This window comes from Acidobacteriota bacterium, from assembly GCA_039030395.1.
Lineage (GTDB): Bacteria > Acidobacteriota > Thermoanaerobaculia > Multivoradales > JBCCEF01 > JBCCEF01.
On record JBCCEF010000005.1, the window covers coordinates 1 to 25,450 of the forward strand.

Consider the following 25,450-nt stretch of genomic DNA (forward strand, 5'->3'; position numbering starts at 1 on the left):
TTTCCAGGTCGGCGCCGGCGCCAACAACAAGAACGTCGCCTTCGGCGCCTCCGGCTGGTTCGACTGGAACGTCACCTCCCAGCCGACCGCCGGACCGAAGCTGGAGGTGACCGGCCAGGGTGACTTCAATGTCGACCTGGGCTTTGACTGCGAGCCGGTCTGCGCCGGCGACGGCAAAGTGAAGGACTCGTTCAAGCAGCGGTCGTACTCGAACAACGACGGTCCCGACAGCTGGGACGGTCCGTGGATCGAGGACGACGTGGCGGGCGCGGGTCCGAACTCCGGCAACGTGTGGATCGACAACGGGTTCCTGTTCCTGAACGATCAGCCGGATACCGGCACCGAGCCGAGCATCGCGCGCCAGGTCAACCTGGACGGCGCCCAGTCGGCGACGCTACGCTTCGCCTTCGACACCGGTCACGGGGTCGATCCGAGCGATGCGGTGACGGTCGAGGTGTCGAACGACGGTGGCGCGACCTGGACGGTGTTGGAGGTGATCACCGGCATCTCGGGGGCGGTGGAGGAGAGCCGTACCTTCGACATTTCCGGCCACATTTCGGCCAACACCCAAGTGCGGTTCCGGGTGACCAATCTCTACGGCGGTAGCAATGAGTTCTTCTGCCTGCGCTTCGTGGAGATCACCTATTCCTGCGATCCGCCGGTGCAGCACCCCTGCCCCGGCTGCGATCACTACAACGGAAGCCTGAAGAATTCCGGTGACTACGACCTGCATCCGGATGGCACCTACTACTACGCCAATGCCGGCACCCATCGCGGTGTCCTCGAAGGTCCCGCTGGATCGGACTTCGAGCTCGAGCTCTACCGCTGGAACGGCAACGGTTGGTCGCGAGTGGACGGGTCTTGGGAAAGCGGCTCGTCCGAAGAGATCAACTACAACGGCAGTTCCGGCTACTACATCTGGATGATCGAATCGTATTCCGGTGGTGGTAGCTACGATTTCTGGCTCGACTCCCCCTAAGGTATAGAGTCAGCAGTCGTTGCCAGGCGGCGGGTCCCGGACGGGGCCCGCCGTTTTCTTATGGCCGGCACTGAATCGCCTGATCCGCCCGGTGCCACCCGAATGTCGGTGGTGGAATGTCGGTGGTGGTGGTGCTCGGTGGTGCAAGGTCGGTGGTGGTGCCGCCCGAAGGTCGGTGGTGGTGCCGCCCGAAGGTCGGTGGTGGTGCTGAATCGCTCGGTGCCACCCGAATGTCGGTGGTGGGAATTCGACGGCACTGGGCGCCCAGGCCCCTAGATAGGACAGCTCTGACAAGCGCTGAAATCATGCGCAGAGCGCATCTTCGGTAGGCTGCTAGAGCCCAATGACGCGAATGACCTCTTCGACCGTGGTCTGGCCCTCGGCGAGTTTGCGCAGGGCGGCTTGGCGGAGGGTTTTCATGCCGCGCTGGACCGAGTCGCGCTTGATCTCGGCGGAGTCAGTTCCGGCGATGATCAGTTCCTGGACCTTCTCGTCGATCGGTAGAATCTCGAAAATCCCCGTGCGGCCGAGGTAGCCGGTGCCGCGGCACTCGAAGCAACCGGAGCCTTCTTTGACCCGCACGCGGCGGTTCTCCGGCACCGTCAAGCGCAGGCTGGCGACCTCTTCGTTGGTCAGGTGGCGGTCCGCGATGCAGTGCGGGCAGATCTTGCGCATCAGCCGCTGGGCCATGGTGCCGATCAGCGTTGAGCTGATCAGGAAGTGTTCCACGCCGAGATCGGCCAGGCGGGAGATCGACGAAGCGGCATCGTTGGTGTGCAGGGTGGAGAGCACCAGGTGGCCCGTCAAGGCGGCCTGGATCGCGTACTGCGCCGTTTCCGGGTCGCGGATCTCCCCGACCATGATGACGTCCGGATCCTGGCGCAGGATGTGCCGCAGGGCAGCCGAAAAGGTCACTCCGGCCTTCGGCTGGACGGCCGTCTGGTTGAAGGCTTCGTGCACCATCTCGATGGGATCTTCGATGGTGGTGATGTTGATCTCGGAGTTGCCGATCTGGCTCAATGCCGAGTAGAGGGTGGTGGTTTTGCCGGAGCCCGTCGGTCCGGTGACCAGGATGATGCCGTGGGGCCGGCTGATGAACTCCTCGAAGAGGAGCAATTCTTCCGAGTAGAAGCCCAATCCCGACAGTTCCTGGGTGAGGATCTCCGGGTCGAAAATGCGCATCACCGCCTTTTCGCCGAAGGCCACTGGCAGCGTCGAGGTCCGTAGTTCGACCTCCCGACCGTCGCGCAGGGTCTTCACCCGGCCGTCCTGTGGCCGCCGCTTTTCGGCGATGTCCAGCCGCGACATGGTCTTGATGCGGCTGACCACTGCTTTGTGCACCACCCCCGGCATCTTCTGGATGTCGTGCAGCACACCGTCGATGCGGAAGCGGATGAGGCTCTCGTCGCGCTTTGGTTCGACGTGGATGTCGCTCGCCCGCGAGTCGAAAGCGTGTTGCAGCATGAACTCCACGGCGTTGACCACATGCTGGTCGCTGGACTCGATCTCCGTGTCGCTCTTCATGCGGACGAGCTGTTCGAGATTGCCCAGATCGATCCCGCCGCGCAGATCCCGCTCCGCCCGCTTTACCGAATGGCGCAGGCCGTAGAACTCGGTGATCGCCTTCAAGATGTCCGGCTCCGAGGCCACCACCACTTCGATCTCCCGGCCGGCGAGGCGCCGGAAGGAGTCCAATCCTTCGATGTCGTAGGGGTTGGCGCAGGCCAGCCGCAGGCGGCCGTTGGTCATCGCCAGGGGAAGCATGCGGTGCCGTTTGGCGAAGGGCCGCGACATCTTGTTTTCAATCAGATCCGCGTCGAGGCCGAGGGCGTCGATGCGCACGTGATCGAGGCCCGCGTCGGCGGCGATCGCCTCGGCGATTTCCTGCTCGCCGAGCTGGCTGCCGCTCGTCTGGTCGCGCAGCTTGAGGCGCTGTACCAGGTCGTAGGCAAAGGCCTTCTGTTCGTAGCTTTTGGCGGACCGCAGGCGGTTCGGCAGCAGCTTCGCTTCGGTCTTGATCTGCTGCCCATGCTCGGGCGAGATCCGGCTCTGGCGAACCAGAATGTCGGCGACGAGATCCGGCGTGAGGCTCATGAGAAATCCAGCATAGCAGGAGCGTTAGAGCGCTCTCTGCACCGGCTGGGCGGATGCCTGCAGGGCGTGGCCATCGCGAGCCGGGGCCGAGCGGTGTAGCGCCTCCTCCAGGGACATCTTCGGAAACACCTCCAACGCTCCTCCATCGGTGGCGTCGAGGATCTGGCGGCCCTCGGCGACATAGGCCGATCTTGCCGCTTCGTAGAAGCGCTCCGAACCGGCGAGGTTGGGCAAGTGCCAGCGAACGCCATAGCCGAAGTAGTCCGGGGCGAAGTGGTCGCGGTCCTCGCCCTCTAGGCGAACCTCCCGCATCGCCGGACCGCGGGTGCCGAAACGGTGATCCACGCCGATCAGGATGACCGTCTGGAAGCCGAGGTAGAAGGCGGCTTGGAGGGCGGCCATGGTCACCGTGTAGCCGAGGGTCCAGCCGGTCAGCAGGTCGCGATGGAAGCGCATCGACGGAGCCTCCGGCAGGAAGACCGTTTGGGAATCCGGAGGGACGAATCGCCGTCCCGCTCGCCAGTCGAGCAGCTTGAGGCCCGGCAGGTCGATCATTTCGCGATGGAACTGCTCGAGAACCAGGCTGTTCACGCAGCAGTAGACCGAAGGAGAGAAGCCCATCTCCTCCTTCAGCAAGTAGATCCTGTTGGTGCCGAAGGTGAACTCGTCGCGCACCTTGCTCCAGTCCGTCTTTCGGAGGCTGGGACCATTGCCCATGATGACCGCGCGCCGCCCGGAGTATTGGTTGCGTCGGGGAGCGAGCACGCGGACGGCATGAGCCTGGCCCATCGGGCTGCGTCGCCAGGCGGCCGTCGCCGGCCAGTGGGACGCCTGCCGGTACAGCGCCTTGGTGGCGGGCGGGAGGCGTTCGTAGAACGTCCGCAATCGCGACGAGCGGACGCGGTTCCAACTACGGGCGAAAAAATGTCGCATCGGCCAGATGGGTCGGTCGGAAGGTCGGCACCGTCGAAAAGCCTACGGCGCTCGGGAGATCTGCTAGGGTTGGCAGGTCAGGAATCTTTACCATCCTCCGACGAATCGAGTGACATCCATAATCCCGGGACCGCACCCTCTGGTATGACCCTCTGCACCGAAACGGACCCAGAATCCAAGAAGCCCCGCTGCTCCGTCGTTGTTCGCTGCTACAACGAGGAGCGCCATATCGGCAGGTTGCTCAGGGGCATCATGGAGCAGACCATCGACGATGTACAGATCGTGGTGGTCGATTCCGGCTCGACCGATCGTACCGTCGAAGTTGCAGGTCATTATCCCATAGATCTCGTGCGGATTCGGAAAGAAGACTTTTCTTTCGGCTTCTCTCTCAACGCCGGCATTCATGCCGCTCGCGCCGACATCGTGGTGCTCGCCAGCGCCCATGTTTTCCCCACCTATCGGGACTGGCTGGAACGGTTGATCGCCCCCTTCGAAGATTCTCAGGTGGCGTTGACCTACGGCAAGCAGCGCGGCAACGAACAGACCCGCTTTTCGGAAGAGCGGATTTTTAGAGGCTGGTTCCCGGAGACCTCGGATCCCTGGCAGAGCGATCCCTTCTGCAACAATGCGAACGCCGCTATTCGGCGTTCGGTGTGGCAGGAGATCCCCTACGACGAGAGCCTCACCGGCCTCGAAGATCTCGCCTGGGGCAAGCAGGCTCTAGCCCAAGGCTACCGAATCGCCTATGTCGCCGAAGCCGAGATCATCCACGTGCACGAGGAAACCTCGGCGCAGATCTTCCGCCGCTACGAGCGGGAGGCGATGGCCTTGAATGCCATCTACTCGGATTCCCGTTTCTCCTTCGGCAGTTTTCTGCGCCTGGCGAGCCACAATATCTGGAGCGATTGGGTGGCGGCGGCGCGCGCCGGCCGGCTGTTCGGCAACTTGTTCGACGTCGCTCGCTTTCGGGTTCTCCAGTTCTGGGGTACCTATTGGGGTTTTCGTCAACCCGATGAGGTCAGTGAGCAGCTGCGCATGCGGTTCTACTATCCGCCGGCAACGGCTCCGCGACGAATCGAGCCGGAGCCCCGGCGGCCCGACGCCACTCCGGTCGACTATGTTCTGACCGGTTCGCAAAGCGGTAAGACCAAGTCGTTGCCCGAGCGGTCGGAGATCCGGACCCTGGCGCGGGAATGATCGACATCTCCGTCCCCCTCGACGCCGGGCTTCCCCTGTGGCCGGGGAGTCCGGGATACCGGATTTCCTCACTGGCAGCCCTCGGATGTGACTCCGATGCCAACGTTTCGCTGCTCGCCATGGATCTTCACACCGGCACCCACATCGACGCTCCGCGGCACTTCCTCGCCGACGGCGCGACGGTCGAAGAGATTGCGCTGGAAACCCTCGTCGGCCGCGCCTGGGTGGCCGAAGTGCCAACCCAGGGCGACATCGGTCCGACGGAACTCGACGCCTTGAGCCTGCCGCCGGGGATCGAACGGTTGCTGTTGCGGACTCCGAACTCGGCCCTTTGGAGCGAGCATCCGGGGGAGTTTCGGAAAGACTTCGCCGCCCTTTCCCTGGCAGGCGCCCACTGGATCGTCGAACGCGGCATTCGCCTCTTCGGCATCGACTATCTGTCGGTGCAGCGATTCGCCGACGGGCCGGAGACCCACCGGGTTCTGCTGCGCGCCGGCGTGGTGCTGCTGGAGAGTGTCAACCTGTCGGCGGTGAAGCCCGGTCCCTACGACCTGACCTGCCTTCCGTTATCCCTGATCGGCACCGAGGCGGCGCCGGCCCGAGCCATCCTTCGCCCTCTCGACCCCTAGAGAACAGATCATGACGAAACCTCGAGTGGCGGCCATTGTCCCCATGCGCCACGACAGCGAGCGAGTGCCCGGCAAGAACTACCGCTCCTTCGCCGGACGGCCGCTGTACCACCGCATCGTCGAGACCCTGCTGGCCTGTGGCGCGATCGATCGCGTGGTGATCGATTCCGACAGCTCGCCGATGCTCGAAGAAGCGGCGCGGCTGTTTCCCTCGGTGACGCTCCTCGAGCGACCGGAGCACCTGCGAGATGGCGAAACGCCGATGAACGACGTGCTGCTGAACACCACCGCGCAGGTCGAGTCGGAGCTCTATCTGCAGACCCACAGCACCAACCCGCTGCTGCGGGCCGACACCTTGGAGCGGGCCCTCACCGGCTTTCTGGACGTTTATCCCACCTATGACTCGCTGTTCGGCGTCACCCGCCTCCAGACTCGGCTGTGGGATCCTCTGGCCCGACCGATCAACCACAACCCGGCGATCCTGCTGCGCACCCAGGATCTTCCTCCCGTTTACGAGGAAAACTCCTGCTTCTACGTTTTCGACCGCGATACCCTGTTGCGGCGCCACAACCGGATCGGCGACCGCCCGATGCTGTTCGAGGTGCCGCGCAACGAGGCCTGGGACATCGATGAGGAAATCGATTTCGACGTTGCCGAGTTCCTGTTCAGCCGGAACCCGAAGGGATGACCGTGGAGAAGCGCGCGCTCATTCTCTGCCTTCACCTGCAGCGACACCTCGACCGATTCCGCGGCCTGTTCGACGATCACGGCATCGCGGTGGAGGCGCCGGAGGTAGAGCAGCAGATGCTGGCCGCCGAGCTGCTGCCGATCATCGGCCGGTTCGACGGCGTCATCGCCGGTGACGACGAATTCACCGCCGCCGTTCTGGAATCCGGTCGGCCGCGCCTGCGGGTGGTTTCGAAGTGGGGGGTCGGGGTCGACGGTATCGATCGGGAAGCCGCTCGGCGCCTCGGGATCGCCGTCTTCAACACGCCGGATGCCTTCGCCGACGAAGTCGCCGATGTGGTGATCGGGTACCTCGTCTTGCTCGCCCGGCGCCTCCACGAGATCGACCGCTCGGTGCGCCAAGGCGGCTGGAGCAAACCCCAGGGAAGGTCTTTGCGGGGCAAGCGGCTGGGGGTGATCGGCGTCGGCAGCATCGGCCGGGCGGTGGTGCGTCGGGGTTGTGCCGTCGGCATGGAGGTGTGCGGCTTTGACACCGCCGAGATCGACGCCGAGTTTCGGCGCGAAACCGGCCTGTCGGTGCTCTCCCTCGACGAGCTGCTGGCGGAGAGCGATTTTGTTTCGCTCCACTGCCCTCTCACCCCGGCGACTCACCATTTGATCGACCGGGCCGCCCTGGCGCGGATGCGGCCGGGGGCCTATCTGATCAACACCGGGCGCGGTCCGCTGGTCGATGAGGTGGCCATGGCGGAGGCCCTGCGAAGCCGGCATCTGGCCGGTGCCGCCCTCGACGTCTTCGAGCAGGAGCCGCTGCCCGCCGGCAGCCCGCTGCGCGACCTCGACGGCGTGATCTTGGGCAGCCACAACGCCTCGAACACGCTAGAGGCGGTTCAGCGGGTCAATCGGCTCTCCATCGACAATCTGCTGCGCGGCCTGGGGATCGAGCCGTGAGTTCGCCGGTGGCCCTGGTGACCGGTGCGGCCCGGGGCATTGGCGCGGCGATTTCGGCCCTGCTGGCCGGCGAAGGGTGGCGGGTCGTCGCGGTGGATCGTCGGCCCGCCGAGGCGGTGCCAGAAGGGGGCCGCTGGTGGAGCGCCAACCTGCGAGACCCCCAAGACGTTCGCTCCCTCGCCGCGTCGGTGGCGGGCGAGGAGGGCCGCCTCGATCTGCTGGTCAACAACGCCGCCATCCAGGTGGCGGCGCCGCTCGAGGAGACCTCTGACGAAGCCTGGGACGAGGTGATGGAAATCAACCTGCGGGCCCCGTTTTTGCTCGTCCGCGAGGTCTGCCCGCTGCTGGCATCGAATGGCGGAGCGGTGGTCAACGTGGCCTCGGTCCACGCCCTCGCCACCTCCGTTTCGATGGCCGCCTATGCCGCCAGCAAGGGAGGCTTGGTGGCCCTCACCCGTGCCCTCGCGGTGGAACTCGCCCCGCGCCGTGTGCGCGTCAATGCGGTGCTGCCGGGGGCGGTCGATACGCCGATGCTCGAGGCCGGCCTGTCCCGAGGTCACCTCACCGCCGCGACCCTCGCCGAGGGTAAACGTCAGCTGGCGAGCCGTACCGTCGCCGGCCGCATCGGCTCTTCCGAAGAGATTGCTCAGGCGGTCCTCTTCCTAGCCGACACTGCACGCTCCGGTTTCATCACCGGCCAGACGCTGGTGGTCGATGGCGGGGCGACGGCGCGGTTGAGCACCGAGTGAGGAAGCGCACCGATGGCTGACCTAGCCACAGCCACCGCCGGGCGCCGGCCGGGCACCTTCCGCCGCTACTTCGCCCTCATCCTGTACAAGACCTATACTGAACTGCGGGCCGAGGCGTCCCGGACGTACTTCGGCTACGTCTGGTGGGTGGTGGAACCGGTGCTCTCGATGAGCGTTTACTACTTCGTGTTCGAGTACCTGTTCCGCCAGGGGACGGCGAATTTTGGCCTGTTTCTGATCATCGGGTTGATCCCCTGGCGCTGGTTCTCCACCAGCATCACCCACGGGTCCAGCGCGTTGATCCAGTCGCGCGCCTTGATGAAACAGGTGTATCTGCCGAAGGTGGTCCTTCCGTTGGTCACCCTGGCCAGCAACACCTTCAAATTCTTGGTGGTCTTTGCCCTGCTGATCGCGTTTCTCTGGCTGATGGGATTTGCGCCAGGTCCTCAGTACCTCGCGCTGGTGGCGGTGATTCTGGTGCAGGGGCTGTTGGTGGGGGGACTGACCTTGTTGGCGGCCGCTGTCACCCCGTTCGTTCCCGACCTGCGGGTGTTGCTGGACAATTTTCTGCGCTTGCTCTTCTTTGTCTCGGGCATCTTTCACGACATCGATGTGCTGGGCGGCAAGGCCGAGTCTTTACTGCGCCTCAACCCTCTCACCTGGTTGACCGAGGCGTACCGCGAGATTCTGCTGCACAGGCAGTGGCCGGATTTTGAAGCGCTGCTGTGGATCGGCGCGTGCAGCGCGGTGGTTTTGTTCCTCGCCGAGCGGCTGATCCGGCGTTTCGAGTTCGTGTACCCGAAGCTGAGTCGTTGACTTCGATGGGCAAGAAACTCCTCAGCCTCCAACACGCCGGCGTCTACTATGGACCCGCGGGCCATCTCGTCTCTCGTCGGCGGGAGAAACACTGGGCGCTCAAGAACATTTCCCTCGACGTTTCGAGCGGCGAAACCCTTGGCGTCATCGGCCGCAACGGCGCCGGCAAGAGCACCCTGCTGCGGCTGCTGGCGGGCATCATCCGGCCCGACCGGGGCCGCTATGCCAACTACGGATGCCGCGCCACCCTGCTGTCGCTCAAAGTGGGCTTCGTTCCTTACCTGACCGGTCGGGAGAACGCCATCTTGAGCGGCATGCTCCTCGGTATGGAGCGCAAGGAGCTGCTGCGCAAACTGCCGGCGATCATCGAATTTGCCGAACTCGAAGAGTTCATCGACGAGCCGGTGCAGACCTATTCTTCCGGCATGCAGGCCCGCCTCGGGTTCTCCACCGCCTTCCATGTCGATCCGGACGTTCTCCTGGTCGACGAAGTGCTGGGAGTGGGGGACGCTGAGTTCGTTGCCAAGTCTACGGCGATGATGCGTCAGAAGATCCTCTCGGACCACACGGTGGTACTGGTCTCCCACAGCGCCGAGACCATTCGCACGCTGTGCGATCGGGTGGTGTGGATCGAAGGGGGATGCACCCAGGCGAGCGGCCAGGTCGAAGCGGTACTCGACGCCTACCAACGCTCGCTTTCGAAGACCTAGCTACACTCCTTCGAGGAGCGGGCGAGCATCTCGCGATAGAAGTCGACGGTCATCTCGGCGGTCCTGCGCCACGAGAACTGCGCGGCGCGGGCGCGGCCCTTCTCGGAGAGTCCCCGACGCCGATTCGGATCCCGGGCGAGGGCTTGGATCGCACGAGCGATATCGGCGGTATCTTCCGCGTCGACATAGACTCCGGCGTCTCCCACCACTTCCGGCAAAGAGCTGTTGTCGGCCACGATCACCGGGCAACCGGCGGCCATGGCTTCCAGCGGGGGAATGCCGAAGCCCTCGTAGAGGGGCGCGTAGACTAGCGCCGTGGCCAGGGCATAAAGGCCCGACAGGGCCGCGTCGTCGACCTCGGTGAGGATTTTGATGGTGTCGCTCAGAAGCCCCTCCTCCCGCAGCGTCGCCAGCAGGCGGCGTCGGTGGCTCTCCCAGGTGACCAGGACCAGGTCCGGAAGCTCCGCTGGTTGCGTCGCGGCTGGCCCAGGCGCGGCCGGCCCAGGCGCGGCCGGCTCAGGCGCGGCCGGCCCAGGCGCGGCCGGTCGCGGTCGGCTTTCGTTTCGGAACCGCAGGTAGGCCTCGACCATCTTCGGGATGTTCTTGCGCGGCTCCGACTGGGCCAGCGCCAACAGATAGTGTCCGGGAGTCACCTCCAGGGCCGCGAGCCGGCGCTGGGCTTCGGCGAGGTCGGGTGTAAAGAACTGCGCATCCGCCGACAGCGGGACGACGGTGGTTCGGTCCTGGGCGATTTCGAGGTAGTTGTGGAGATCCCGGCGGCTGTTTTCGGAATCGCAGATGACGAAGTCGCTGTGCGGGTCGATGCTGTCGAGGGTCCGGCGGATCGCCGGTACCTGGCCGGGATTGGGGTACAACTCCGGAAACTTGAGAAACAGGCAGTCGTGTACCGTCACCACCCGCGCGTGCCTCTCGGTGAGGCGGCGAGGGGGCAGCGGATTGACCGGCGAGTGAAAGATCTGGCCTGCGATGGAAGAGCTTTCGGCGGTACCGAAACTCCTCGTGACCAAGCTCCGCTGGAGGGATCCCAGGGCGCGTCCGAATAGGCGGTTCGGATCGCCGCCAAAGCGGCGCTCGAGTCCGTTGATCAGGCGCAGCCCGAAGCCGGCGACGGACTGGCGGTCCCAGAGAGTCTGGACGTTCTCACCGAACAGGTTGGCAACGGCATCCAGCCCGAAGGTCTCCGTAACGGCCTTCTTGACTCCGATGCGCTGGGGGTCCAGGGGGTGCAGGTAGACCGGATTCACCACCACCTCGTCGCCGAGCTCCCGGAGCGATTCAAAAAGCCGCAGGGCATAGCGGGTGATGCCCTGGTGGGGCTTGCGAGTGACGCTGGCGTCGACCAGCCGCTTGATGTCGAAGTCGATGACGATGGCCATGAAGGACCCTCAGCCTTTCCCTGAAGCGATCTTCGAGGCGTCCTCGGCGGGAAGCGCGTCGATGGTGGGGCCCGTACAGCCCAGAAACCTAGCCACCCCTATGGCGGCTTCGGCGCTGGCAGGAGGCAGCGGATCCTCCTTCCCCGGCGGGGCGGCCGCGGTGTCGCCGAACCAGAACAAGCGGGAATTCGCCGGCACCAGGCCAAAGAGCCGCTGGGGCAGGAAGAAGAGAGTCTGTTGGCTGGACTTCAGCCGTTCGCTGACCTCCTGGGCGAGGGCCGGCTGCACCGTCACGTAGAAGTCCGGTTCTCCTTTCGGTGGATCCGGAAAGTGCCGGTCAATGGCGAAGGTGAGCGTTGATTCGGCTTCGGTGGTTTGGTCGCTCTCTGAACCACTCAGAACCGTCGCCCGGCGGCCGTCGAAGCGCCCCGCCAGCTGCCGCAGACGCGCTTCTTCCTGGGGCGAGCAGCCGGAGGCGGTCAGCGGCGAGTCGGCGGCCCGGGGACTCTGCCAGATGTGCCCGAAGATTCGTTCGTAGGGAACCGCTCTCGCCGGAAACCACTGCCGGCGATAGTGCACCAGATGGGGTACCTTCGCCTTGAGTTCATCGGTCTTGACGCCGAGGCGCGCAAGGGTGGCCTCGCCCCTGGTGAGAACCCCCTTGCCCAGACGGGGGAGAACCCACAGGATCAGCTTTCGGCTCAATTCGCGGACCCCGTGCTGCCGCAGGGTGCCGAGCGCCTTGGCCGGTAGGGAGGGGGAAGCCCTGGTCGCGGCCGTATCTTCCCGGGCCGGTTCCTTCGCACGCGGTGCCTCCTGGGGCGGCGTCAGGGGCGGCGGCGGTGCCTTGCGGGGAGGAGCCACGGCAGCGAGCTCTCTCAGGTCCTGGGCCAGGGATTCGAACTGGCCGGCGTCGAGGTGCTCTGCCGCCCCCCCGGCCGCCGCGATCAGGTCGTCGACGAATTGCTCGGGTCCCCTCTGGTGCGCGGTGCCGTCGTTTTGCCGGCAGGGGTAGAAGCACTCCTGCGCCAGCCAGCCGACGAATGGAGGAAAGGGCTCGAGCTTGGCGGCGAGCCCTTCTCGGGCCAGCGCCGCCTCGAGGGTGGACCGCACCCGGTGGGGATCCAGGCAATGATAGGTCGCCCCGCAGACCGCCACGGGGTTGGGGGCGAGGGTCACCACCGGCAGGCCGAGGGCGAGGGCGGGAAAGGCGACCTTGGTGTTGAAGGTCACCACCACATCCGAGGCGGTGAGAATGGCGTGGAGGTCTCCCTCGATCCAATGGGCGCCGCTCGGTAGGGTGGCTTCGCTGATCGCCAGGCAGGCCGGGTGCCCCTTGACCACCAGCGATCCGCCGAGGGCCTGGGCGTGGGCGACGAGGTCCTCGATCGCCGCCCGCGGACTGGGATAGAGCGGGTTGTCGACCTGGCGCATGGGATGGTCTAGCTGTTCCCAGCCGGTCCACAGCACGTTGTCCATGGGTAAAAAGAAAATCGGCTTCTTGAGTTTGGAAAACCACCGGGGAAGGCTGCGGGGACCGGTGGCGGCGCGAAAGCCGTGGGGATTCTCCACCACCCGCGCCATGTAGGACTCGCCGATCGAGGTGAGTTCGGCGGAACCGCGAGCAGGCGCCGCCTGGTAGCGCGGGCCGATCTCCGACTCCGCGAACAGCCCGTTCGGTTCCAGCCAGATGCTGTCCAAGGGGGAGCGCTCCACCACCATCGTCGACAACTTGCGGTAGAGGCTCGCTTCGCGAAACAGCGCGACGCCGTGGTCGATCTTGTTGGTGGTCAACACCACTGCGGGCTGGGCGCGCCGCATGGCGTCCTCGACGAAGTCGGTCAACCGCAGCAGCCCCAAGAGAGTCGCCGGGAGGCGTTCCGGGAGGTTCCAGCGGCGGTATTCCCAGTCTTCCAGGATCCGCAGATAGTCGCTGGAGATCCAAGGGGGAGTGAGTCCCTCGGAGCGCCTTGGCGGGGCGGGCAACTTGGCAAACAGATCGCTGAGCCGAGCCGGCAACGATACGGACTGGGCGAGCGGGGTTTCCGGCAGAGCTCGGGTGGCGATCTCTAGCCAATGCCAGCCCCGCGCCGCGGCGGCGGCGGCGGCCGCCACCCAGAATTCGTGTTCCGGCGGGGTGGCGTGACAAGGGTTGGCCACCAGGATGACGTTGTGGCGATCTTCCTGCGGTCGGGGAGGAGCGAGATCACTCATCTGCCGTCGAGCCTTCCTTTGAGCTCCCGTAGGGTCTCGTTCTTTTCCACGATTCGCTCACGCAACTCGGCGATTGCGGTGTCCTTTTGGGCCAGACCCTCCCGCAGGCGAGCCAGTCCTTCGTCTTTCTGGCGCACGGATTCCTTCAGGCGGTCCAGGACCTCGTCCCGGCGGCCGATGGCTTCCTTGAGGGCATGGATGTCGGCCAGTCGTTTCTCCATGCCGGCGTTGCGCTCCGCCACGCTCACCCTCAGGCGCTCCAGCCCTTGATCTTTCTCCTGCACCGTTTCCTTCAGGCGAGCCAGGCTCTCGTCCTTCCGGTGGAGGGCCTCCTGGAGGTCGTGAATGGACTCGAGCCGCTGTTCCATGCCCGCATTGCGCTCTTCCAGGGTGTCGGTCAATCGGACCAGCCCCTGGTCCTTCTGGCTGAGGGTCTCTTTGAGCTGGGCGATGGTCTCGTCCCGCTTGTGGATTGCTCTCTTCAGATCATGGATCTCGGCGGTCCGCTCCCTCATGGTGCGTTCGAGACCTTTGAGATTGGCCAGCGCTTGATCCCGGTGGAGGAGGGTCTCCAGCATTCGGGTGCGGTCGGCAACAGCCGCGTCCAGGAGCAGTCGCCGGAGGGTCTCGGGATGACTTCGCCGGGACACCGCAATGAAATTGCCCCACGACCGCGGGTGGATCAAGTCGCACGGGTAGAGGCGCACCGAGACCCAGCTATGGGGGCGACCGTACTCTTCGATGGGACGCCACTCGGATAGGTAGACCTCGTAGCCCTGTGCGAGGAGGAACTGTCCGAGGTCCTGGTGGGTGAAGTGTTGCTGTGCGGACTTGTAGTCGTCGAACTCGCACAGCACGATCTCCGGCCGGCAGCTTCTCCGCAGCAGGTCGAACCCTGGTCGGCGCCAGGGGAAGCCCCGCAGTACCTTGAGGTCGAATCCTTCCGTGTCGACTTTGAGATAGTCGACCCTTCGGAGTTTCTCCCCCCGCATGACCTCGGTCAGGGTCTTGACCTCGACCTTGGCCACTTCGCGATGCGACGGCAGGAAGGGCTTGAGGGTCGAGATGCCCTGGCTCTCGGGACTGGAAAAGAAGGGAATCTCCTGGCCCGGTTCGTCGGACAGGGCGCAGTCGAAGAGGTGAACTTCGGGCTGGCCGTGGAACGCTTCGCGCAGGTTCTTTTGCGGATCCGGCTCGAAGGCATAGATTTGCCATTCCAGCTCCGTGAAGGCCTGAAAGCTGCTGCCGAGCATGGCACCGACGTCGAGCATCACCCCGGGCCGGGGGTGGGCTTGAAAGTATTTGAGAATGACGTCGTGTTCGTTGAACGAGCGCGCGGTCATCGGGGTCGAGTCATGAGATGGGTCGGTCATCGCCGCCGGACATCGTAACACCGGCCCGGAGGGCGGCACGGCGCCTTTCCGGGGCCTGAAAAGACCAGTCCTGGCGGGCGAAAACGCTTCACGCACTCGAGCGCCTCGAGGATCCCCGAGGCAGCAGGGCTCCTTGCGCACGGTGGTAGAATCGGTCAGTTCGTAGCCCATTGCAGCCTGGCGGTGTCGACTCTCCTTTCCTCGATGAAGAGATCGTAGAAATGTCTCAGCCCGTTACCCGTCCGGATCGTCTACCGGAGGGGGTGTCCGTCGTGGTTCCGGTCTTCAATAGCGAAGACTCCCTCGCCGATCTGGTGGCGGGACTGGGACGCGTGTTGCCGACGGTGGCGAGGCGATTCGAGCTGATCCTGGTGAACGACGGCAGCGGCGACGGGAGCTGGCGAAAGGTGGAGGAATTGGCGGCGAGCCAGCCGTGGGTTGTGGGCATCGACCTGGTGAGGAATTTCGGTCAGCACAACGCTCTGCTGTGCGGCATCCGAGCGGCGCGCTTCCGGGTGGTCGTGACCATGGATGACGACCTCCAGCATCCTCCGGAGGAGGTACCTCGACTGCTGGAGCGGCTCGCCGAGGGATTCGATGTGGTCTACGGGCCGCCGATCGATCCGGAGCACGATCTGCCGAGAAACCTGGCCTCGTTGGTGAGCAGGATGGTGTTGAAGACCGCCATGGGGGTGGAACATGGGCGTCACGCCAGTTCGTTCCGCGCCTTTCGCACTTCCGTGCGGAACGGCTTCGCCGGCTACAACGGTCCCTTCGTCTGCCTGGATGCCTTGCTGACCTGGGGAGCCAGTCGGTTTTCTCACGTACCGGTGCGCCACGAGCCGCGCAGCCAGGGCCACTCAAACTACACGGTGGCGAAGCTGCTGGGCGTGGCCTTCAACATGATGACCGGCTTCTCGGTCCGGCCCCTGCGGGCCGCCAGCTTGATGGGTTTCGCCTTCTCGCTGTTCGGCGGGCTGGTGCTGGTCTATGTGGTCGGCAGGTACGTGATCGAGGGTGGCTCGGTGCCGGGCTTTCCCTTCCTCGCCTCGATCATCGCAATCCTCTCCGGAGTTCAACTGCTGGCGCTTGGAGTGATCGGCGAGTATCTGGCCCGCATGCACTTCCGCCTGATGGATCGTCCGCCTTATGTGGCGCGCGAAGTCTCCGGCGGAGAGGGCACCGTCAGGAATCCCGGCTAGAGCCACCATGCGCGCGACCCACCTGAAGATTGTGAGATCGAGATGGATGTAAGAAGTCTCGTTGAGATCCTCGCCTGGGACAGCGATCACTTCGGCTGTCGGATCGCCCGCGTGGTTGCGAAGCGGCTGACCCCGGATCTCGGCCGGCAGATCCTCGAACGGGTCGACGAGGAGAAGGTGGATTGCCTGTACTTTCTAGCCGAATCGGCGGATCAGGGCACCGTCCGGGTCGCCGAAGATCTGGGGTTCCGGCTGGTCGACATCCGGCTGAGAATGGAGGCGGACAAGGCAGCGCGTTCGCTTTCACCGCGGGACTTGCCGCCGGGAATCTCGATTCGTCCCGCCGTCGAGGAAGATCTGCCGGGCCTGCGCGAGCTATCCCGCGATACCTTCAGGCATTCGCGTTTCTATCGCGATCCGAATTTCCCCGATACCCTGTGCGATGCGCTGTATGAGCAGTGGATCGAGAACGTGTTCACTGCCGAGTCGGGATTCGTGCTGGTGGCCGGGGCCCCCGGCGAGCCTGTGGGCTATACCGCCGGTCGCCTGCAGGACGGCGTGGGAGAGTTCGACCTGCTGTCGGTCGCCCCAGTCGCCCAGGCTCGTGGTCTCGGGCAGGTGCTCGTGGAACGCGGGATCCGCTGGTTTTTCGATGCCGGCGCCGAGCGGGTATTTACCGTGACCCAAGGACAGAATCTCAGAACGCAGCGAGTAGCCATGCGGGCCGGGATCTTCCCGATCGGCGTGGAGGTCTGGTATCACCGCTGGAGCCGAGACTCTCAATCCTGAGGGTCGGCTGAGGGCTTCGAGCCCGGATCGGGCGAGGTCTCCGTGGTGGGTCGGGAGGAGGTGTGGTGTCGACTTACAGAGTTCCTTTCAATCGACCCGTGTTGATGGGGAACGAACTCCGCTACATGGAGCAGGCGGTTCGGCGCGGAGCGACTTCCGCGGACGGTGATTTCACCGTCCGTTGCCAGAAGCTTCTCGAGCGACACACCGGCGCTTCGAAGGTTCTGCTGACGACCTCCTGTACCCACGCGCTGGAAATGTGCGCACTGCTGCTGGAGTGTGGTCCCGGCGACGAGGTGATCATGCCGGCGTTCACCTTTCCTTCCACGGCGAACGCCTTTGTGCTGCGAGGGGCCACCCCCGTCTTCGTGGATATTCGCGCGGATACCCTGAATCTCGACGAAGACCTGCTTGAAGGCGCGATCACCGACCGCACCAAGGTGATCGTTCCGGTGCACTATGGCGGGGTGGGGTGCGAGATGTCTCGCATCATGGAACTGGCCGGTCGGTACGGCCTGGGGGTCGTCGAGGACAATGCCCACGGGCTGTACGGCAGCTACCGGGGCAAGGCTCTGGGAACCTTCGGGTCGCTGGCCACGTTGAGTTTCCACGAGACGAAGAACATTTCCTGCGGCGAGGGCGGGGCTTTGATGATTCACGATCCGAAGCTAGTCGACCGGGCGGAGGTGATCCGGCAGAAAGGAACGAATCGCAGCCGATTCTTTCGCGGCGAAGTAGACCGCTACACCTGGGTGGACGTCGGCTCGAGCTACGGCCTGGCCGATCTGCTGGCCGCCCACCTCTATGCCCAATTGGAAGCCGCTGAGACCATTCAGGAGCACCGTCAAGGCGTTTGGGAGGAGTATCTCGCGGGCCTCAACGAGTGGGCGAAAGGGGCGGGTGCGACCCTACCGGTGGTGCCGCCGCACTGTCAGCAGGCCTACCATCTGTTCTATCTGCTGCTGCCTTCCCGGGAGGCGCGCCGGGCCCTCATCGAGCACTTGAAAGCCGCCGGCATCCTGGCGGTTTTTCACTACGTTCCCCTTCATCTCGGCGAGTTTCACGAGAGTTGGGCGGGCCGGCCCATGGTGAGACCGTGTCCGGTCGCGAAGGATGTCTCGGAACGACTGCTCAGGCTTCCCTTCTACAACGATCTCGATGCGGAATCCCAGTCCTACGTGATCGACTGTATCTCCGAGTTCAAGTGTTGAAGCGCGTCCTCGACCGGATTCAAGAGTGGTGGCGTCAGGACTGGTGTCTGCCGGCAGGTGTTCTGGCGCTACTCTGCGGAGCCCTATGGCTACCCTTCGGATTCACCGTCGGCGGTACCGTGGAGGAGTGGCTCTACCTCGACCGCTTCGGCCGGGGCATGAGTCCCTTCGCGCTCTATGAGCAGATTCTGCGGCCGATGGGCTATCTGCAGACCTATTTTCCTTTCCTGCTCACGCCCGGCTCCTTCGTCGGCCAGAATCTTCTGCATCTGGTGTACATGTGGGGCAAAGGGATGGCCCTGTTTCTGGTTTTGCGGGAGTTGCGGGCGAAGCCGGCCTTCGCCCTGGCGGCGGCGCTGCTGTTCGTGCTCCATCCGGCGGATACCGGGCAGATGACCCTGCGCACGACGGTGATTCATGGTCACTTGATGTACCTGATGGTCGCCATCTGGTGGCTGCTCCAACTGGCCCGGCGATTTCGCCTCGGCCTGGCTCTGGCGACCCTGGCCCTGCTGGCCTTCACCTTGCTCGTCTACGAAGCGGGCTACCCGCTGGCCTGGGCGGCGCCGTTGCTGCTGCTGGCGTTGGGAAAGAATCATGCGGCCGATGGCCTCAAGGCCTCGCTCTTGTGGTACGGCACGCTGCTGCTGCTGGTCGGCCGCTATGTTCTGGTCTTCGCCTCCGGGGTGGAGACCTACAACGCCGAGATTCTGGCCTTCGAGCAAGGGGGCGAGCGTTTGGCCAATATGTTCGCCGCTCTGGGCGGTGCCTACGCCCGGGTGCTGTGGGTCGGTTGGGTGGAGGCCTTCGAAAGCCTCAAGGCGGCAGGCTGGGGCGACCTGGCGATCGGGTTGCTATCCGCCGCATTGGCAGGCTTCGCGGTGGCGGCTCTAGGGCCGTGCAAGGATGCGAAAACCAAAGGCGGTGCGCGGTTCTCGATGCTCGTGGCGGTCGCCGCGTCGGCGATCGTCGCGCTGGGTTTCTTGATGTACTTGCCGACCCAGGTGCGGGCGTCCACCTGGCGAACCCTGTTTCTCCCTTCCGTCGGCGGGGGGCTGATGGCGGCGGCCATCCTGTGGTGGGTCTGCTCCCGCCGGTTGCCCGGGGGACGACTTTTCTTCGCCGTGGCGTCGGGCTTGGGCGTTCTGCTCGGCACGGTGCACTTGACGGCCCAGCACCGCGCCTTCGCGGAGGTGTCCTGGAACCAACAGCGGGTGCTCGCGGGCATTCTCCGCGCGGCTCCGAGAATCGAGCCGGAGGTCGAGCTGTTGCTCCTGATCGACCAAGGCGATCCGGCGGCGATTTCTCCGCAGTCTTTTCCCTACAGCCGCTACTTCCGCGCTGCGCTGACGTACCTGTATGGCTTGGAAGGGCTCAACGCCCAGGTTTGCTATCCCTTCTTTCCAAGGCGAGGCGAGCGGTGCGAGTTCGGGAGGGAGAGTGCTCTAGTCGACCATATCGAGCCGGATTGGTTGCACCCTGAGCTCGCCTGGGACGTGGACTATGAGCGGTTGCTGGTCTTCGAGCGGGATCGGGACGGCCGGATCTCCCTGCTGGAAACTCTGCCCCGCTGGTATTCCCTGCAGCCGGGAGACCTGAGCTACCACCCTGGACCGCTGCTGGAGGAAGGGGGAGCCCGCCACCCGCGATTCCTCAAGGTCCCGCCGGTGGTGGCGAGCGGGCGGACCGCTGGCGAATCTTTGGAGCACCTCGCCTACGAGTTCGACGAGGACCGCTTGGTCGGCGCGGGCTGGGGAGGGCTACGCAAGAACGACTCGGGGATCACCTACCGCTTCATGCTGCACGAGCGGGCGGCCCTGCACCTTCCGCTACAGCCGCGGTCCTACCGCCTCGAACTGCGCATCGCCAATGGGCTTTCCGACAAGCTGTTGAACAGCTTGCGTCTGCAGGCCTCGGCACAGCCGATTCCCCTGCGCAGGACCGGCCCCGGTACCTACCAGGGCCAACTCTTCCGGGAACAGGTGGAACCCGGTAGCGACACCACTTTGCTGTTCGAAGTCGACGCGGCAGAGCTGCACCGCCTACAGGCGGAGCGGGGACCGCGGGTGGGATTGGGAGTGGACTGGCTGCGAATCGAGCCGGAGAGGGCAGAGCGCCCCTCCCCTTAGCGGGAAGGAGCGCTCCTAGACGAAAGACCTGAAAGCGAGGTGGGTCAGGGCGCCGCGGAGGCGGCCTTGAGCGCTTCGATCTCGCGCTTCAGCTCAGCGTTGCTAGCGGACAGCTCTTGCACCGCCAACCAGAGGGCCATCTGGACCTCCTGGCCGTTGAGCATCTTGTCCGAGCCCTTGCCGAAGACCTGGTGGAAGTCCTCCGCCACCAGACCGATCACATCCTCGGGACCATCGATGAAGTCGTAGTTGTAGACGTCGATAGCGGCGATCTTGTCGAGGATCCCCTGCGCCGGGATCGGCTGCAGGTTCGTCTTGTAGAGACGCGACGAAGAAGCGGTGAAGGTGGTCGCACCAGCCTGCAGGGTGGAGGCCGGCGCAGAGCTGCAGTCGGTCACGGCATCCTGAGTCCCCGACACCACGAAATCGTTGCTGCCCAGGCTGGAGAAGCAGCCGATAGACACCTGGCCGGTGCTGAGAATGCGCATGCGCTCAGCCGTATTGGTGTTGAAAACCAGCGGGTCATCGGACTGGGTGCCGACGAAGCCTGCAGTGCCGGCGGCCGCCATGGAAACTCGCGTGCCGCTGTCACTGGTGCGCACCTGAAACACGCCGACGGAGGCATTTCCCACCACGTCGAGATCGGCGCCGTCCGTTGGGTTGTCCGTACCCAGGCCGACGTCACCGTCTGCCGCGATGAAGATCGAGTCTTCCGGCGCGCCGGGCTTCGAGCGGAAAAACAGCCGGGAGCCGTTGGTGACGTCGCGGATGAAGAAGTTGGCCTCGTTGGCGGCGATGTCGTAGATCTGCGGGGTGAAGCCGTCGGAGCCGTCCTGCTCCAGGCGGAGCGTCGGAGTGTTGCCCTCGACGATGTGGATGTCGACCACCGGGTTGGCGGTCTTGATGCCGACGTCACCGTCCGCTTCGACGTACAGGGTGTTGGCGTTGGCGCCCGCTTCGATGGTGAAGGGGCTGCGGCCGGCGGTGGCGTCGTCGATCGAGAACTTGTTCGCGCCACCGTTGTCGGACTCGTTGGCCGTCAGGCGCCAGTCGTTGCTCGGGAAGCTGGCCGTGGCACTGGTGTCGTCGAAGTGGAGGCGGAGGTTGTTCTCCTTCATGCGGATGGTGTCGAAGCCGAAATTCTCACCGTTGACGCAGTCCAGACCGGCGCACAGGCTGCCGTCGACGATCACGTCGTCAAGGAACACCTGGTCGGCGGCGCTCATCGGAGTGGGGCCGTCGCCGGAGCGGGCCGGAGCGTCAACGCTGATCGGCGCCCCGCGGCGCGCCTCTTCGACCAGGCTGCCGTCGACGATGGAACCGCCGGCGATGGTGAAGGAACCGGACTGGACGAGAAACTCCTCGGCCGGCACCAGGCCGGAGCGCTTGAGCTGGCGTGCCACTTCGCCGTCGTTACCGCGCTCGCGGGAATCGGCGAGGGCCCGCTTCACCCCTTCCGGCAAGACCGGCGAAAGGCGGAACTCCCAGCTGTACGTGCCGTCCGGGTAGACGTTGCCGAACTCGTCGAACACGCTGAACACCGGCAGCTCGGACGGGCCGAAGAAGTATTCCATGGAGACGTCCGGACCGGAGACGCGGAGCGACATCGATTCATAGGGGACCGCCGGCGCCCACTGCATGGCGGCGCTACCCGGAATGACCACCGCCATGTCGGCGGATTCGTTGGCGAAGGCGGTACCGCTCAGGACAAGACTGAGTACGGCGACGATCACGCTAATTCGTTGAATGGACTTCATGAACTGGACTCCTCTCATATTCGCTCCCGCGGCAACCGTGACCACGCCGTGTGGTCGCTTCGAACGGCTTCCGCGGGATGTTGCCTGAGTGACTGAGACAGGCCTAAAAGACGCACTGAAACCATCTCTACGATACCATGAGTAGAGGTTGGCTTTGGGCCGAAGACCCTTGTATTTGTGAGCTCTTTTGCATATCTATTGCCTGCTCTGTTCAGGGGTGGCACGAGGCGGCGAAAACGTTTCGGGTGCGGACAAAAGAAATTCATTCGCCCGGTGGGCGGCAGGGCGGCCCGCTGGAGTAGAGGGCCAGGGCGGTACGGGCGGCATCGGAGGCGAGGCCTTCGTCAACGGCTCGCTGCTGCCATTTGGCGGCCTCGTCGCAGCGACCCTGCTCGGCGAGGGCCAAGGCGAGGGTGGCGGCATGGGCGGGTACCGCCTTGGCCTCGAAGACGCGGCGCGCCAGATCGAGGGCCTGCTCGCCGTCGCGCAGCGAGCGATCCGGAGAGCCCGCGAGAAGGCGCGCCAGGGCGTGCGCCAGGCGGCCGTCCTCCGGCAGGAGCCGATGGCCTTCTTCCAACAAATCGCGCGTAGCCTGCCAGTTTTCGTTCTCGGCGTGGATGCGCGCTGAGCCGACCCAGGCGCGGACTTCGCCGGGGCTTTGCTCACGCGCCGCTTCGAAGTGGGGGAGCGCTTCGGCGGAGCGATCGCTACGCTCCAGGGTCTCGGCCAGGTCTAGCCGTGCCGCGGCGTCCTCCGGCGCCAGACGCACGGCCTTTTGCAGCTGCTCAAGGGCTTCCGGCAAGGCATTTCGGGCGATCAGGAGGGCGCCCAAGTTGTAGCGGGCGGTGGGGTTTTCGGGGGCGACGCGGATGACGATGCGCAGTTCCTTCTCGGCTTCCTCGGCCTGCCCGGCGGCGGACAGGGCGGTGGCGAGGTTGATGCGCGCCCGGGCGCTGTCGGGTTTGGCTGCGACGGCCTTGCGGAAGCCGGCGATGGCATCTTCGAATTGGCCGGCCCGGAAAGCGGCGCGACCGCTCAGCAGGTGCACTCGTTCGCCGCTGCGGAAGGCTTCCAGTTCCTTGATCAGCGGGTCCGGCGGCCGCACTCCCACCTCGCCCCGCCGGGCGAGGTGCCAGCGGGCCTTGTCCTCGTCTCCCAGGCCGCGGTAGGCGAGGGCCAGGGGATAGTGGAGCATGCGGGCTTGCGGCACTCGCTCCAGGGCATCGCCAAGGTGGCCCGCCGCGTCGTTGTAACGTTTCTGCGACAAAGCGACCTGCCCCAGGCCGGCGAGAGCGGCGGGTTCTTTGGGGCCGACGTCCAGGGCACCTTGAAAGAATTTCTTGGCTTCCTCCGGGCGGTTGAGGGCGAGGTAAATCTCGCCGAGGTGGACTTGCGCCGCGATGCTCACCGGCAGCAGTTCTAGGGCGCGCCGGTAGAAGGTGATCGCTTCCTCCAGGCGGCTCTTGTGCTGCAGCAGGTACCCCAGGTAATAGGGCCAGCGAAAGTCCTCCGGCGCGAAGCGCAGGGCGTTGCGATAGCAGGCTTCGGCGGCTTCGGCGAGGGCGTAGGCATGAAACACCCGGCCCATGTCGCCGTAGGCGTTGGCCTTGCGCAGGTTCGTCGCCCGGGGGTGGTGGAGGACTTCTTCGACCTCCCGGCGCTGGGCGCGGATCTGGTCCGCCACGTCTTGTTCCAGGGCATCCAGGTCAACCGAGGGGATCGGTACGGCGCCGGAAGTCTCGCCATCGGTCTCCTGGGCCTGTGTCGAAAGGACGCCGGTGGGGGTCGTCAGGAGGAAGATGAGGGCGGCGAAGACGGTACGTTTCATGGGGTTCGTTCCTCGGCGGGCGGAGGCTCTCCTGGCTCGCCCTGCTTTGATTCGGCCGGCGAAGGGGTCGACGCTCCCTGGACGAGGCTCGTGTAGCGGCCGAGGGGCGGTGCCGGCCAGGTTTCCTGTGATCCATCGGGCCAGTACACCCGAACGGACTGCGGTTGAAAGTCGTCGCCCAGGCCGAAGACCACCCGCGGATCGTGAGCCGAGGCGTAGCTACCGTCGCTTCGCACCCGTCCCCACCGGCTCTTCTTGGGGTTCTTGGTGGCGGCCTCATCTGCCGCCGCTAGCAGCTCGACCCGCGCGCCGAAGGCGTCGCGCTCGCCGGTCACGAGACGCAGACCCAACCAGGGTCGGTCATCCCCCCACCGGTTGAGAAGCACCCGGGCAGGGCCGCTGTTGTTGATCAACAAGAGATCTCCGTCGCCGTCGTTGTCGAGGTCTCCGAGGGCCAGGCCGCGGCTCACCTCTGGACCGAGAAAGGCTTTGCCAGCCTCAGCGCTGGCGTCCTCGAAACGTCCGTCCGAGCGCTGCCGGAAGAACTGGTTGGGTTGTTCCAGAGGGTACGGCGTTTCCGGTCCCGGCCGCCGGTCGGTAAAGGAGACGGCACCGTTGGCGATCACCAGGTCGAGGCGGCCGTCGAGATCGGCATCGAACCAGGCGGTGCCGAAGGAGGTGAAGGGCAGACTGCTCTCACCGAGGCCCATTTCCACCGTGCGATCTTCGAACAGGCCACTGCCGTCGTTGATATACAGGGTGTTGGTTTCGCCCATCAGGTGGGTCATGAACAGGTCCGCGTCGCCGTCGCCGTCAAAGTCACCGGCGTCCACCCCCATGCTCGCTTCGGCCTTGCCGTTGCGATTGACGGCGATGCCGGCGAACAGGGCGTCCTCTTCGAAGGTGCCGTCGCCGCGGTTGGTCCACAAGAAGTTCAGCATGCCGTCGTTGGCGACGTAGAAATCCAATCGGCCATCGCCGTTGAAGTCCGCCGTCGCCACTCCCAGGCCGGCACCCTTTTGGCGTCCGATGCCGCTGGTCAGGGAGACGTCTTCGAAGGTGCCGTCGCCGCGATTGCGCAGCAGTCGGTCGGCTTCCGCATCGAAGGCGGCGGGGCCGCAGTAGTCCAAGCGACTACTCTTCTCGAAGCAGCGGACGTTTCTTTCCACGTCGAAGCGCACGTAGTTCACGACGAACAGGTCCAGCCAACCGTCGCCGTCGAAATCCGCGAAGGAGGCTCCGATGCTCCAACGGTCGTCGTCGCTCCCGCTTGCCGTTGTCACGTCTTCGAAGGTGCCGTCGCCGCGATTTCTCCACAGCCGGTTCGAACCGAGGTTGGCGACGTAAAGATCGATATCGCCGTCGTTGTCGTAGTCGCCGGCGGCAACGCCCATGCCGTAGTCCTCGGCCTCGAGGCCGCTCGCTTTCGTGACGTCGGTGAAGCGCGGTGTGCCGCGGGGTCCCGGATCGTTCCGCAACAGGCGGTCGGTGAGCGCCCCGCGGGGCGCGATGAGGGCGTCTTCAAGCTTCGCTTCCCGGGTCAGCAGGGAGCCCTGGACGAGGTAGGCATCGAGATCGCCGTCGCCGTCGAAGTCGAACAGCGCACCGCCGGAGCCGGCGATCTCCGGAAAGAGCAAGTCGCCGGTCATGCCGTTGAAGTGAACAAAATCGAGCCCCGAAGCAGCGGTGACGTCGGTGAACAGCGGCTCTCCGCCGGCGGCGCGATCTGCCGGTGCAAGGAGCGTCAGGGCGATCGCCGTCGCCAGCAGGCGCAGGCTGAAGGAGGCCATTTCGGTCATGGTCTGAAA

At 65.0% G+C, this 25,450-nt stretch carries 20 protein-coding genes; 12 read left to right on the top strand and 8 right to left on the bottom strand.

What is annotated here, in order from left to right; genetic code table 11:
- On the top strand, positions 1 to 979 hold a 979-nt coding region (locus AAF481_06860), incomplete at its 5' end, for a hypothetical protein (protein ID MEM7480877.1).
- 333 nt (positions 980 to 1,312) lie between these two features.
- On the opposite strand, the gene AAF481_06865 is transcribed toward AAF481_06860, so the two are convergent.
- Both AAF481_06865 and AAF481_06870 read right to left on the bottom strand, forming a co-directional pair.
- On the bottom strand, positions 1,313 to 3,073 hold the full coding sequence (locus tag AAF481_06865; protein ID MEM7480878.1) for an ATPase, T2SS/T4P/T4SS family: 1,761 nt from the start codon (positions 3,071 to 3,073) through the stop codon (positions 1,313 to 1,315).
- 24 nt (positions 3,074 to 3,097) lie between these two features.
- Positions 3,098 to 4,006, bottom strand: a complete 909-nt coding sequence (locus AAF481_06870; protein MEM7480879.1) for a 6-hydroxymethylpterin diphosphokinase MptE-like protein — start codon at positions 4,004 to 4,006, stop codon at positions 3,098 to 3,100.
- 144 nt (positions 4,007 to 4,150) lie between these two features.
- Between AAF481_06870 and AAF481_06875 the strand changes: the two genes are divergently transcribed.
- From AAF481_06875 to AAF481_06905, 7 genes are read left to right on the top strand one after another with little or no spacing between them, the layout of a single operon-like run.
- On the top strand, positions 4,151 to 5,203 hold the full coding sequence (locus AAF481_06875; protein ID MEM7480880.1) for a glycosyltransferase family A protein: 1,053 nt from the start codon (positions 4,151 to 4,153) through the stop codon (positions 5,201 to 5,203).
- Positions 5,200 to 5,832: a cyclase family protein gene (locus tag AAF481_06880; GenBank protein MEM7480881.1), complete on the top strand. Its 633-nt coding sequence runs from the start codon at positions 5,200 to 5,202 to the stop codon at positions 5,830 to 5,832. The genes AAF481_06875 and AAF481_06880 overlap by 4 nt, the downstream gene beginning before the upstream one ends.
- Before the next feature lie 10 nt (positions 5,833 to 5,842).
- Positions 5,843 to 6,520 carry an acylneuraminate cytidylyltransferase family protein gene (locus tag AAF481_06885; GenBank protein ID MEM7480882.1) on the top strand — a complete coding sequence of 226 codons (678 nt, stop codon included), beginning with the start codon at positions 5,843 to 5,845 and terminating at the stop codon, positions 6,518 to 6,520.
- The gene (locus AAF481_06890; GenBank protein ID MEM7480883.1) at positions 6,517 to 7,467 is read left to right on the top strand and encodes a phosphoglycerate dehydrogenase; all 951 of its coding nucleotides are present in this window, start codon (positions 6,517 to 6,519) and stop codon (positions 7,465 to 7,467) included. The genes AAF481_06885 and AAF481_06890 overlap by 4 nt, the downstream gene beginning before the upstream one ends.
- Complete coding sequence (locus AAF481_06895) at positions 7,464 to 8,216, top strand: SDR family oxidoreductase (protein ID MEM7480884.1); 753 nt, start codon at positions 7,464 to 7,466, stop codon at positions 8,214 to 8,216. The genes AAF481_06890 and AAF481_06895 overlap by 4 nt, the downstream gene beginning before the upstream one ends.
- 12 nt (positions 8,217 to 8,228) lie before the next feature.
- Positions 8,229 to 9,032, top strand: a complete 804-nt coding sequence (locus AAF481_06900; protein ID MEM7480885.1) for an ABC transporter permease — start codon at positions 8,229 to 8,231, stop codon at positions 9,030 to 9,032.
- Positions 9,033 to 9,037: 5 nt separating this feature from the next.
- Complete coding sequence (locus tag AAF481_06905) at positions 9,038 to 9,742, top strand: ABC transporter ATP-binding protein (protein MEM7480886.1); 705 nt, start codon at positions 9,038 to 9,040, stop codon at positions 9,740 to 9,742.
- On the opposite strand, the gene AAF481_06910 is transcribed toward AAF481_06905, so the two are convergent.
- Genes AAF481_06910 through AAF481_06920 form a run of 3 tightly spaced genes read right to left on the bottom strand, consistent with a single transcriptional unit; the run spans position 9,739 to position 14,726 of the window.
- Complete coding sequence (locus AAF481_06910) at positions 9,739 to 11,139, bottom strand: glycosyltransferase family 1 protein (protein MEM7480887.1); 1,401 nt, start codon at positions 11,137 to 11,139, stop codon at positions 9,739 to 9,741. The genes AAF481_06905 and AAF481_06910 overlap by 4 nt on opposite strands.
- A gap of 9 nt (positions 11,140 to 11,148) precedes the next feature.
- Positions 11,149 to 13,353 (bottom strand): hypothetical protein, encoded by a 2,205-nt coding sequence (locus AAF481_06915; GenBank protein ID MEM7480888.1) that lies wholly within the window; start codon positions 13,351 to 13,353, stop codon positions 11,149 to 11,151.
- Entirely contained in the window at positions 13,350 to 14,726 is a 1,377-nt protein-coding gene (locus tag AAF481_06920) for an FkbM family methyltransferase (GenBank protein MEM7480889.1), read from the bottom strand. Before AAF481_06920 ends, AAF481_06915 begins: the two co-directional genes overlap by 4 nt.
- 221 nt (positions 14,727 to 14,947) lie before the next feature.
- Here AAF481_06920 and AAF481_06925 point away from each other — a divergent pair, with 221 nt between their 5' ends.
- The 4 genes from AAF481_06925 (at position 14,948) to AAF481_06940 (ending at position 20,057) form a co-directional block, all read left to right on the top strand.
- Complete coding sequence (locus AAF481_06925; protein ID MEM7480890.1) at positions 14,948 to 15,928, top strand: glycosyltransferase family 2 protein; 981 nt, start codon at positions 14,948 to 14,950, stop codon at positions 15,926 to 15,928.
- A gap of 42 nt (positions 15,929 to 15,970) precedes the next feature.
- Positions 15,971 to 16,717 carry a GNAT family N-acetyltransferase gene (locus tag AAF481_06930; GenBank protein MEM7480891.1) on the top strand — a complete coding sequence of 249 codons (747 nt, stop codon included), beginning with the start codon at positions 15,971 to 15,973 and terminating at the stop codon, positions 16,715 to 16,717.
- A gap of 65 nt (positions 16,718 to 16,782) precedes the next feature.
- Complete coding sequence (gene rffA / locus AAF481_06935) at positions 16,783 to 17,928, top strand: dTDP-4-amino-4,6-dideoxygalactose transaminase (GenBank protein ID MEM7480892.1); 1,146 nt, start codon at positions 16,783 to 16,785, stop codon at positions 17,926 to 17,928.
- Positions 17,922 to 20,057, top strand: a complete 2,136-nt coding sequence (locus AAF481_06940) for a hypothetical protein (protein MEM7480893.1) — start codon at positions 17,922 to 17,924, stop codon at positions 20,055 to 20,057. The genes rffA and AAF481_06940 overlap by 7 nt, the downstream gene beginning before the upstream one ends.
- Before the next feature lie 44 nt (positions 20,058 to 20,101).
- Here AAF481_06940 and AAF481_06945 read toward each other — a convergent pair whose 3' ends face one another.
- The 3 genes from AAF481_06945 to AAF481_06955 all read right to left on the bottom strand — a co-directional run bounded on the left by AAF481_06945 (position 20,102) and on the right by AAF481_06955 (position 25,441).
- Positions 20,102 to 21,814, bottom strand: a complete 1,713-nt coding sequence (locus AAF481_06945) for a tail fiber domain-containing protein (protein ID MEM7480894.1) — start codon at positions 21,812 to 21,814, stop codon at positions 20,102 to 20,104.
- A 262-nt stretch (positions 21,815 to 22,076) separates the two neighbouring features.
- Positions 22,077 to 23,642 carry a tetratricopeptide repeat protein gene (locus tag AAF481_06950; GenBank protein ID MEM7480895.1) on the bottom strand — a complete coding sequence of 522 codons (1,566 nt, stop codon included), beginning with the start codon at positions 23,640 to 23,642 and terminating at the stop codon, positions 22,077 to 22,079.
- Positions 23,639 to 25,441, bottom strand: a complete 1,803-nt coding sequence (locus AAF481_06955) for a CRTAC1 family protein (GenBank protein ID MEM7480896.1) — start codon at positions 25,439 to 25,441, stop codon at positions 23,639 to 23,641. The genes AAF481_06950 and AAF481_06955 overlap by 4 nt, the downstream gene beginning before the upstream one ends.
- Between the last annotated feature and the right edge of the window lie 9 nt (positions 25,442 to 25,450).